This window comes from uncultured Sphingomonas sp. (genome assembly GCF_913774285.1).
In the GTDB taxonomy this organism is placed as follows: domain Bacteria; phylum Pseudomonadota; class Alphaproteobacteria; order Sphingomonadales; family Sphingomonadaceae; genus Sphingomonas.
Genome location: NZ_CAJYHX010000011.1, coordinates 34,598 through 45,319, shown reverse-complemented (window position 1 = coordinate 45,319; position 10,722 = coordinate 34,598). Strand labels below are relative to the sequence as shown.

10 protein-coding genes are annotated in these 10,722 nt (G+C 67.8%); 4 read left to right on the top strand and 6 right to left on the bottom strand.

The features are described 5' to 3' along the window. The 4 genes from QZ670_RS05965 to rimP form a co-directional block, all read right to left on the bottom strand. A partial coding sequence (locus QZ670_RS05965) for a translation initiation factor IF-2 N-terminal domain-containing protein (protein ID WP_294252927.1) occupies positions 1 to 2,020 on the bottom strand: 2,020 nt, incomplete at its 3' end. A gap of 4 nt (positions 2,021 to 2,024) precedes the next feature. Next, a complete protein-coding gene (locus tag QZ670_RS05960; protein WP_294252925.1) occupies positions 2,025 to 2,729 on the bottom strand; it encodes a DUF448 domain-containing protein in 705 nt (234 codons plus the stop codon). A 57-nt stretch (positions 2,730 to 2,786) separates the two neighbouring features. After that, positions 2,787 to 4,406: a transcription termination factor NusA gene (nusA, locus tag QZ670_RS05955; protein WP_294252923.1), complete on the bottom strand. Its 1,620-nt coding sequence runs from the start codon at positions 4,404 to 4,406 to the stop codon at positions 2,787 to 2,789. A 6-nt stretch (positions 4,407 to 4,412) separates the two neighbouring features. After that, on the bottom strand, positions 4,413 to 4,967 hold the full coding sequence (rimP, locus tag QZ670_RS05950; protein ID WP_294252921.1) for a ribosome maturation protein RimP: 555 nt from the start codon (positions 4,965 to 4,967) through the stop codon (positions 4,413 to 4,415). A gap of 218 nt (positions 4,968 to 5,185) precedes the next feature. Between rimP and QZ670_RS05945 the strand changes: the two genes are divergently transcribed. Continuing rightward, positions 5,186 to 6,466, top strand: coding sequence for a PQQ-dependent sugar dehydrogenase (locus QZ670_RS05945; protein ID WP_294252920.1), 1,281 nt, complete (start codon positions 5,186 to 5,188; stop codon positions 6,464 to 6,466). A gap of 153 nt (positions 6,467 to 6,619) precedes the next feature. On the opposite strand, the gene QZ670_RS05940 is transcribed toward QZ670_RS05945, so the two are convergent. Further along, entirely contained in the window at positions 6,620 to 6,997 is a 378-nt protein-coding gene (locus QZ670_RS05940) for a PaaI family thioesterase (RefSeq protein WP_294252918.1), read from the bottom strand. After that, positions 6,994 to 7,446 (bottom strand): PaaI family thioesterase, encoded by a 453-nt coding sequence (locus QZ670_RS05935; protein WP_294252915.1) that lies wholly within the window; start codon positions 7,444 to 7,446, stop codon positions 6,994 to 6,996. Before QZ670_RS05935 ends, QZ670_RS05940 begins: the two co-directional genes overlap by 4 nt. Positions 7,447 to 7,525: 79 nt before the next feature. Between QZ670_RS05935 and QZ670_RS05930 the strand changes: the two genes are divergently transcribed. The 3 genes from QZ670_RS05930 (at position 7,526) to aroC (ending at position 10,702) form a co-directional block, all read left to right on the top strand. Continuing rightward, positions 7,526 to 8,302, top strand: a complete 777-nt coding sequence (locus QZ670_RS05930; RefSeq protein WP_294252913.1) for a crotonase/enoyl-CoA hydratase family protein — start codon at positions 7,526 to 7,528, stop codon at positions 8,300 to 8,302. Positions 8,303 to 8,367: 65 nt separating this feature from the next. Further along, the gene (locus QZ670_RS05925; RefSeq protein ID WP_294252911.1) at positions 8,368 to 9,561 is read left to right on the top strand and encodes an acetyl-CoA C-acyltransferase; all 1,194 of its coding nucleotides are present in this window, start codon (positions 8,368 to 8,370) and stop codon (positions 9,559 to 9,561) included. Positions 9,562 to 9,631: 70 nt separating this feature from the next. After that, positions 9,632 to 10,702, top strand: coding sequence for a chorismate synthase (gene aroC, locus QZ670_RS05920; protein ID WP_294252909.1), 1,071 nt, complete (start codon positions 9,632 to 9,634; stop codon positions 10,700 to 10,702). The last annotated feature ends 20 nt before the right edge of the window (positions 10,703 to 10,722 follow it).

The following is a 10,722-nucleotide window of genomic DNA, read 5'->3' as shown; positions in this document are numbered from 1 at the left end:
TTTCCGCGCCGACGACGAACACGTCGCCGACCTTCAGCGTGCCGCGCGTGACGAGCACGGTCGCGACCGGACCACGGCCCTTGTCGAGCTTGGCCTCGACCACGCTGCCCTCGGCGGCGCGATCGGGATTGGCGGTCAGTTCGAGCAGTTCGGCCTGAAGCTGGATCTTCTCGATCAGCGTATCCAGACCGATCTTCTTGAGCGCCGACACTTCGACGTCCTGGGTCTCGCCACCCATGTCCTCGACCTGCACGTCATGCTCGAGCAGGCGTTCGCGGACGCGCTGGGCATTGGCGTCGTGCTTGTCGATCTTGTTGATCGCCACGATCATCGGCTTGCCCGCCGCCTTGGTATGGTTGATCGCCTCGATCGTCTGCGGCATCAGCCCGTCGTTCGCGGCCACCACCAGCACGACGATGTCGGTGACGTTGGCACCACGTGCGCGCATCTCCGAAAAGGCTTCGTGGCCCGGCGTGTCGAGGAAGGTGATCTTCGACTTGTCCTTCAGGGTCACCTGATAGGCGCCGATATGCTGGGTGATGCCGCCGGCTTCGCCGCGCACCACATCGGTGCCGCGCAGCGCGTCCAGCAGCGAGGTCTTGCCGTGGTCGACGTGACCCATGATCGTGACGACCGGCGGACGCGGCTGCAGCTTGTCCTCGGGATCGAGTTCGGTATCGATCTGGAGATCGACGTCGCTCTCGCTGACGCGCTGCACGTTATGGCCGAAATCGGTGACCAGCAGTTCGGCGGTATCCTGGTCGATCGACTGATTGACCGTGACCATCATGCCCATCTTGAACAGGGCCTTCACCAGGTCCGCACCCTTTTCGGCCATGCGGTTGGCGAGTTCCTGCACGGTGATGGCGTCGGGCACCACCACGTCACGGACCTGCTTGACCTGCGGCTCGCGCGGGCCGCCATAGGAGCGGCGATGCTCCTTCTCACGGGCGCGCTTCAGCGCGGCGAGGCTGCGCGCACGCGCGCCATCGTCGCCACCAAGGGCGCGGGTGACGGTGAGCTTGCCCGACTGGCGGCGATCGTCGCCCTTGCGGTCGCGCGACGGCTTGGCCGGATCGGCACCCGGACGACGCGGCGCGGCGCCAGGGCCCGAAGGCGTCGGACGCGCGGCGCCTGCGCCAGCGGCGGGACGCGGCTGGTTCTGGTTCTGCGCGGGCTGCTGCGACTGGGTCGCGGCGGGGGCTGCCTGCTGCGGCTCGGGCTTGGGCTGCGGCTTGGGAATTTCCGGACGCACAACCGGCGTGAAGCGACGCGGCGCGGGCAGCGACGCATCAAGCTGCAGCGTGATCGGACCCTGCGGGATCGGACGCCGCGGCGGCTGCGCGGGGGCGGCCGGCTTGGGCGCTGCCGCCTGCGGCGCCGCGGGCTTGGGCGCGGCCGGCTGCGGAGCTGCGGCCTGCGGGGCGGGAGCAGGCGCAGGGGCCGGAGTCGGCTCGGCGGTCGGCGCGGGCGCAGGGGCCTCCGCGATCACTTCCGGCTTCGGCTCGGGAGCAGGCGAAGGCGCAGGCGCAGGCGCGGCGGCTTCGACCGGAGCGGCAGCCGCCTCGGCCTGGGCACGCGCACGCTCTTCGGCGCGGCGACGCTCTTCTTCCTGTGCCTCGGCACGGAGGCGCTCGTCACGGCGACGCGCTTCCTCCAGCGCCTGCATGCGCTGTTCCTCGGCCTCGCGGAGCAGCTTGGCCTGGCGCTCCTGCGGCGACAGATTGTCCATGGGCTTGCGCGGCGGCTGGGCAGCCGGACGCGGCGCCTGCTGCTGCGGGGCAGCGGCGCGGGGAGCCTGAGCAGCCGGAGCCTCGGGCGCAGCGGCAGGGGCCGGCGTCGACTCGTCGATCGGCGCACCCTGCGGGCCGAGAACACGGCGACGCTTGACCTCCACGACCACGGTGTTGGAACGGCCATGGCTGAAGCTCTGCTTCACCTTGCCGGTTTCCACCGTGCGCTTCAGACCCAGCGGTGCGCGCATGCCCAGTTTCGGCTTGTCGTTTTCGGTGTCGCTCATGCGGCTACTCAAGTTCCTCGATAGTGTTCGTCGTCAATGGCACGGCGGACGGCAAAGCCGATGCGCCTTGCGATACGGAATCGCAAGACACGGGATCAGGTTCGGGTCCGATAAAGTGCAGCCAGCGATCGAGCGCTTCGCTCGTCCGTTGCGCCGCCCGGGCGTCGATAAGTCCGGCGTGTACCACATTTTCGCGGCCTAACGCCAAGGACAATATGGTGCGCGAGACCGGCAATGTTAAGCCCTTGAGGGCAGAACCTTCCCGATCCGAGCCAACCCGCCACGCCTGCGCCAGCTTTCGGCTGCCGTCGTCGCGGGCATCGGAGGCGTGGAGCAGCAGATGGAGTCGGCCGCTGCGCGCGGCCTTTTCGATCCGCTCGGCGCCGATCACCACATAGCCGGCCTTCGCCTCCAGCCCCAGCCGATCGAGCGCGGCGCGCTGCAACTGGGCGGCGATCCGGTCTTCCAGATCGTCCGGAATGCGAATCTCGCCGGTACGGAAGCTGCGCGAGAGCGCGCCCCGCAGCTTGCCCTTGTCGCGCGACGCCGTCAGCCCCGCCTTGTCGACGGAGATCCAGGCACCGCGGCCGGGGGCCTTGGCACGGATGTCGGGCAGCACTTCGCCGTCGGGCGAAAGCACGAGTCGGATCAGCCCTTCCCGCGGCGATTCCTCGCGCGAAAGGATGCAGGTGCGAACCGCGTCGGTCATCGGCCCCTCCGGTTACCGAGAGGGGGGATGACCAGTGCCAATGTCAGTCGGCGCGTATCATTGTTCGGAGTCCGCAATTGCGTCCTCCTCGCCTGCTTCCGCAGGTTCTTCATCGGCGAACCAATGGGCGCGGGCCGCCATGATGATCTCGTTGCCCTGTTCGTCGCTGAGGCCATACTCCGCGAGGATGCCGCCCTTGGGCTCCTTGCGGGGGGTATCGTCGCCGCGACGACGCGGCTCGGCGCGCTTCTTCTCGACCAGCTCGTCGGTCGCCAGGTCGGCGAGATCGTCGAGCGTCTTGATGCCCGCCTTGCCGAGCGTGACCAGCATCGCTTCGGTCAGATACGGCATGGTGGTCAGCGCGTCCTCGACGCCGAGTGCGCGGCGCTCCTCGCGATTGGCTTCCTCGCGGCGCTCCAGCGCTTCCTGGGCGCGGTTCTGGAGCTCCTGCGCGAGGTCCTCGTCGAAGCCCTCGATCGTCGCGAGCTCCTCGATTTCGACATAGGCGACTTCTTCCAGCGCGCCGAAGCCTTCGGCGACCAGCAGCTGGGCCAGCGTCTCGTCGACGTCGAGCTCGTTCTGGAACATCTCCGAACGCTCGACGAATTCCTTCTGGCGCTTCTCGCTCGCATCCGCCTCGGTGAGGATGTCGATCGCCTTGCCGGTCAGCTGGCTGGCCAGGCGCACATTCTGGCCGCGACGGCCGATGGCGAGGCTCAGCTGATCGTCGGGGACGACGACTTCAATGCGATCCTCTTCCTCGTCGATCACGACGCGGCTGACGTTTGCCGGCTGCAGCGCGTTGACGACGAAGGTGGCCGTGTCCGGCGACCAGGGAATGATGTCGATCTTCTCGCCCTGCATTTCCTGCACGACGGCCTGCACGCGGCTGCCCTTCATGCCGACGCAGGCGCCGACCGGATCGATCGAACCGTCATGGCTGATCACGCCGATCTTGGCGCGGCTGCCCGGGTCGCGGGCGGCGGCCTTGATCTCGATGATGCCGTCGTAGATTTCCGGCACTTCCTGCGCGAACAGCTTCTTCATGAACTCGGGGTGCGCCCGGCTCAGGAAGATCTGCGGGCCGCGGTTCTCGCGGCGGACGTTGAGCACCACCGAGCGGACGCGGTCGCCTACGCGCACCACTTCGCGCGGGATCTGCTGGTCGCGGCGGATCACGCCCTCGGCGCGGCCCAGGTCGACAACGACATGGCCGAACTCGACACGCTTCACCACACCGGTGATGATCTCGTTCACCCGGTCCTTGAACTCGTCATACTGGCGCTCGCGCTCGGCGTCGCGGACCTTCTGGAAGATGATCTGCTTCGAGGCCTGCGCCTGGATGCGGCCGAACTCGATCGGCGGCAGCGGATCGACGATGAAGTCGCCGACCTTCGCGCCCTTCTGGAGCTTCTCGGCGCCCTTCAGGTCGACCTGCTTGAAATAGTCGTCGACCTGCTCGACCACCTCAACGACACGCCACAAACGGAGGTCGCCCGAGACCGGATCGAGCTTCGCGCGGATGTCGTTCTCGACGCCGTAACGGTTCTTCGCGGCGCGCTGGATCGCGTCTTCCATCGCCTCGATGACGATGGCCTTGTCGATCAGCTTTTCCTTCGCGACCGAATCGGCGATCGCGAGCAGCTCGGCCTTGTTGGCAGAAATGGCGGTGGCCATCCGGGCTTATCCTTCTACTTCGATAATCTTATCGGCGCCCTCGGCAGAGAGCGGCGCGGTGGCGGCGATCAGGCGATCGGTCATCGTCAGCTTGGCATCCTCGATCGCCGCGAACGGCAGCACATGGTGTGCCTCGTCCTGCGTCACGATCGTGATAGTGCCCGCGTCCGCATCGATACCGGCGAGATCGCCCTTGAACTGTTTGCGCCCATCGAGCTTCTCGGCAAGCGTGATGCGGGCCTCGTGCCCCTTCCAGTCGGCGAAATCCTGCAGCCGAGTGAGCGGCCGGTCGATGCCCGGCGAGCTGACTTCCAGCCGATAGGCATGGTCGATGGGGTCGCGGCCTTCAGCTTCGAGCCGATCCAGCAGGTCCGAGATGCGGCGCGACAAATCGGCGCAATCGTCGATCGTCAGCTGGCGCGTATCGGGGCGCTCGGCCATGATCTGCAGCGTGGGATCGCTCTGGCCGCCGAACAGCTTCACGCGCACCAGGGCAAAGCCCAGCGCCTGCGCTTCGGTTTCGATCATCTTGGCCAGTTCGGCGAGATTCGCCACACACATCTCCGGTTGAAATCAAGCAGCTTCGGTGCCGGTGCCTCGTGGCGCCGACCTCGATCATGTTTGACGATGTCCGAGAAAGCATCCGCGATATACGCAATCGTGTGGCACGGAGCAAGGGGGCGCTGCCCTACTTGCATCTTTTCGCGGACGAAAGTCGTTGCAACACGTTGCAAAACCGGCTGCGTTCGCGGCCGAACCATCGCCGGAGAGGATTCCCCATGCCCCGTTCGCTGCTGCTGATCCCGCTTCTGTTCGCCGCTGCCTGTTCGTCGCCCGGCTCCAACGCCCAGCAGCCGACCGGCACGGCCGCGACGCCGACACCGTTGCCGGTTCCGAGCGGCACCCCCGCCCCACTGCCCGCGGGCGTGCCCTTCACCGCGATCCGCGTCGCCGATTTCGATTCTCCCTTCGCGCTCGCCTTCCTGCCCGACGGCGCCGCGCTGGTGACCGAGAAGGCCGGGCAGCTGCAATATTGGGAGGTCAACCAGAAGGCGCAGGCGGTGACCGGCGTGCCCAAGGTCGCCGTGGGCGGCCAGGGCGGCCTGCTCGACGTGGCGCCCGCACCGGACTTCGCCAGCAGCAACACCATCTATTTCACCTATTCGGAGCCGCGCGCCAACGGCAGCGCGCTGGCGCTTGCCCGCGCCAAGCTGACCCGCGGCAAGGCGATGGCGCCGCGACTCGACAATGTCGAGGTGCTGTTCCGCTCGGGCGCGGACGGCGATGGCGGCCAGTTCGGCGCCGTCATCGCCTTCGCGCCCGATGGCAAGTCGCTGTTCCTGTCCTCAGGCGAGCGCCAGCGCTTCACCCCGGCGCAGGATCCCAACCAGGCGATCGGCAAAATCCTGCACCTGACGCTCGACGGCAAGCCCGCCTCGGACAACCCGGATGCCAGCAAGGTCGGCGCGACGACCGTGCAGGTCATCGATCCGCCCGAGGACAGCATCGCCGCCAAGACCGCCAAGGGCCGCCCCTTCGCGTTCGACGGCCCCAATCCGGCGCCCGCCGCGATCTGGAGCAGCGGCCATCGCAATCCCTATGGTCTGGTCTTCGATGCTTCGGGCAATCTGTGGGAGCACGAGATGGGTCCGCAGGGCGGCGACGAGCTCAACCTGATCCTCAGGGGCCGTAACTATGGCTGGCCCAACGTCTCGTTCGGCGAGAACTACAACAACAAGCCGATTCCCAAGCCCAAGGCGGGCGACGGCTATGAGCTGCCCAAGCTCTACTGGGTGCCGTCGATCTCGCCTTCGGGGCTGATCTACTATGCCGGCAGCGAGTTCCCGCAGTGGAAGGGCTCGCTGCTGATGGGCGCGATGTCCGGCCAGGCCCTCATCCGCATCGCGCTCGACGGCACCAACGCCCGCAAGGCCGACCAGTGGAACCTGGACATGCGCATCCGCGACGTGGCGCAGGGACCCGACGGCTCGCTGTGGCTGCTGCAGGACGGCGCCAAGGGCGATGGCGGCTGGCTGATGCGGGTGACCCCGAAGAAGTGAGGAATTGGGGAGGTGCACGCCTCCCCACCATCCTTCGTCATCCCCGCGAAGGCGGGGATCCATTGCCGCATGTGGGTAGACTCTTTCTGAGACGCTCAGGCTGATGGATTCCCGCCTTCGCGGGAATGGCGGTGAGCTGTGGAGGGAACGCCCCTATCTGACGATCAGGAAGTTCATCCGAGCCGCGGCGATCGGCCGCTCCTCCTCGTCCTGCCACGCGATCGCGCTGACATTCGCCACGCGATTGCCCAGCCGCGTCACCGTGCCCTTGGCCCGCGTCTCCTTCTCGCGGCCACCGCGCATGTAATCGACGGTAACGTTGACCGGCTTCACCTTCGCCCCGCCTTCCGCTTCCAGCGCCTGGAGCAGCGCCCCCACCGCGGCCATTTCGAGCAACCCGCCGATCGCGCCACCATGGAGAAAGCCCGGCCGGCCGACGACGTCGCCAGAGAACGGCATCAACAGCACCGGCGCATCCGCGCCCGGCTCGACACTGAGCCCCAGCAGCTCTGCATAAGGTGGAAGCTTCACCAGTAGCCCTCCGCTGCCATGAAGGTCCCCGCGACATGCGCCAGCGGATCGGCCGGATCGCCGTCATGCGCCTGACCGCGCACGAACGCGATCGAGCGGGTCAGCCGATAGCATTCGCAGCGCCCGATAACCGTCTGGCCCGTCCGCGCCGGGCGGAGATAGTCGATCCGCAGATCGAGCGTGGCATGCGGCAGGAACTTGCCGACCTTCAGCCACACCGCGACGCTGCTCGCCATGTCCATCAAGGCGAGGATCGGCCCCGAGGCGAGCACGCCGGTCTCCTCCTGCCCCACCAGATCGGCACGCCACGGCAGCTCGAGCTCGGACCAGTCCTCGCCATGGTCGCGGTGGGCGACGCCCAGGCGGCTGCCATGGTTGGGAAAGCGGAGCGCGAAGAAGGCGCGCGGATCGAACCGGGGCGGCGCCGCGGGATCGCTGGACTGGGACATACCCACTTTTCTAGCGTCGCCATCTTGCCCGCGCAAATGCTTCGCCGCACATTGGCGACAAGCGACAGAGGATGCCGGAATGAGCGAGCGGGTGACGTGGACCATCGAGAACGGCGTGGCCGACGTACGGCTGCGTCGGCCGGACAAGATGAACGCGCTCGACCCCGCGATGATCGAAGGCCTTCTCTCGGCGATCGACGCGCTCGGCCAGACCGCTGGCCTGCGCGCCGTGGTCCTTTCCGGCGAAGGCCGCGCCTTCTGCGCCGGACTGGACATGGCGAGCATGGCCAACGTCGGCGGCGGCGTGGACATCGCCGCGCGCAGCCATGGGCTGGCGAACAGCTATCAGCAGGTCGCCTGGGGCTGGCGAACGCTGCCGGTGCCGGTGATCGCCGCCGTGCACGGTATTGCCTTTGGCGGCGGACTGCAGATCGCCAGCGGTGCGGACATCCGCATCGCAGCGCCCGACACCCGACTGTCGGTAATGGAGCTGAAATGGGGAATCGTGCCCGACATGGCGGGCTTCGTGCTCTGGCGCGGCACCGTGCGCGACGACGTGCTGCGCGAACTCACCTACACCGCGCGCGAGTTCGATGCAGCGGAGGCGCAGGCGCTCGGCTTCGTCACCCGGCTGGCCGACGATCCGCACACCGAAGCCTTGGCACTCGCGCACGCCATTGCCGGCCGCAACCCGGACGCGATCCGCGCTGCCAAGCGCCTCGCCAACCACGAGGGCGATGCCGCCGCCGTGCTGCTGGCCGAAAGCGTCGAGCAGGCAGCGCTGCTCCGCACGCCCAACCAAATCGAGGCGGTGATGGCCAACATGCAGAAACGCGCACCGCAGTTCCGCGACTGAGCCGGTTGCAATCAGGCCGCCGATCGCGGAAGCGTACCCGAAACTCGAAAGAATGAGAGGGTGCCATGCGCGAAGCCGCGATCGTCTCCACTGCCCGCACCGGCATCGGCAAGGCGGGCCGAGGCTATTTCAACGATACCGAAGCGCCGGTGCTCGCCGCGCATGTGATGAACGCGGCAGTGGAGCGCGCCGGGATCGATCCGGCGCGGATCGACGACGTGTTCTACGGCATGGGTAACCAATGGGGGACACAGGGCGCCAACATGGCGCGGATGGCGCTGTTCGCCGCGGGCGTTCCGCACAGCGTGCCGGCGTTCAGCCTCGACCGGAAATGCGGATCGGGCCTTACCGCCATCGCGCTCGCCGCCCGCTCGATCATGACCGACGAAATCGACGTGGCGCTGGCCGGCGGGATGGAGTCGATCAGTCTCACCATGGCCAATGCACCGCGCTACGCGAACCGCTCGGTCACCGAGCAGGTGCCCGCCGCCTATATCCCGATGATCGAAACCGCCGAGATCGTCGCCGAACGCTATGGCATCAGCCGCGAGGCGCAGGATGAATTCGCCGCGATAAGCCAGCAGCGCGCCGCTGCGGCCCTCGCGCGCGGCGCGTTCGATGCAGAGATCGCACCGATCACCGTCACCAAGGCGCTGTTCGACAAGGCCGGCAATCGCACCGGTAGCGAGGCGGTGACCGTCACCCAGGACGAAGGCATCCGCCCCGGCACCACTGCCGAGGTGCTGGCAACCCTCAAGCCCGTGTGGAAGGACGGCGCCTTCGTAACCGAAGGCTGCCACGTCACCGCCGGCAATGCCAGCCAGCTCTCCGACGGCGCCGCCGCCCAGATCCTGATGGACCGCAAGACCGCCGAGGCAGAGCGCCGCCCGATCCTCGGCATCTATCGCGGCTTTCAGGTGGCGGGCTGCGAACCCGAGGAGATGGGCATCGGCCCGGTCTTCGCCGTACCCAAGCTGCTCGCCCGTGCGGGGCTCAAGGTCGACGACATCGGCCTGTGGGAAATCAACGAGGCGTTCGCGAGCCAGTGCCTCTATTGCCGCGACACGCTCGGCATCGATCCCGACAAGCTCAACGTCAGCGGCGGCGCGATCGCGATCGGCCACCCGTTCGGCATGACCGGCAGCCGGCTGGTCGGCCATGCGCTGATCGAGGGGCGGCGGCGCGGCGCGCGCTATGTTGTGGTGTCGATGTGCACTGCAGGCGGCATGGGCGCGGCGGGGCTCTTCGAGATCGTCTGAACGGGTTGCAGCCGCGCGCGACACCTGCGAAACGGCCCGCGGGTTTGATCCAGACGGAGGGCGTGCGCCGGTGTCGTTCAACAGCTTCGGTCGCGTATTCCGCTTCACCACCTGGGGCGAGAGCCATGGCCCCGCGCTGGGCGCCGTGGTCGACGGCTGCCCGCCGGGGCTGACGCTCAGCGAGAGCGACATCCAGCCCTTCCTCGATCGTCGCCGCCCCGGCCAGTCGCGCTTCACCACCCAGCGGCAGGAACCGGACCAGGTCCGCATCCTCTCGGGCGTGTTCGAGGGCCGCACCACCGGCACCCCGATCGCGCTGCACATCGACAATGTCGACCAGCGCTCCAAGGATTATTCGGACGTCGCCAAGGCCTATCGCCCCGGCCATGCCGATTATGCCTATGACCAAAAATACGGCTTCCGCGACTATCGCGGCGGCGGCCGCTCCTCGGCGCGCGAGACTGCGGCCCGCGTAGCAGCCGGCGCGGTCGCGCGGCTTGTGATTCCGGAGGTGACGATCACCGCCTGGGTCGAGGCGATCGGCGGCGACGCGATCGACTATGCGAAGTTCGATGCGGCCGAGATCGGCAACAATCCGTTCTTCTGCCCCGATCCGGATGCGGCGGCACGTTGGGAAACGCTGGTCGATGCCGCGCGCAAGGACGGGTCGTCGCTCGGCGCCGTCGTCGCCTGCGAGGCCACCGGCGTGCCCGCCGGCTGGGGCGCGCCGCTCTACGCCAAGCTCGACAGCGAACTGGCCGCAGCGTGCATGTCGATCAACGCGGTGAAGGGCTTCGAGATCGGCGACGGCTTCGCGGCAGCCGCCCTGCGCGGCGAGGAGAATGCCGATGCGATGCGGCCCCGCGGTGACGGCGGCGTCGACTTCCTCGCCAATCATGCGGGCGGAATCGCGGGCGGCATCGCCACAGGCCAGCCGGTGCGGATGCGTGTCGCGTTCAAGCCCACCAGCTCGATCCTGATCCCGGTCGAAACCGTCACCCGCGAAGGCGAGGCCAGCGAGATCCGCACCAAGGGCCGCCACGACCCCTGCGTCGGCATCCGAGGCGTGCCCGTCGTCGAAGCAATGGTTGCATTGGTATTGGCGGACCAGAAATTGCTGCATCGGGCACAGGTCGGCTGATCTTGCGCTCGACTCACCCC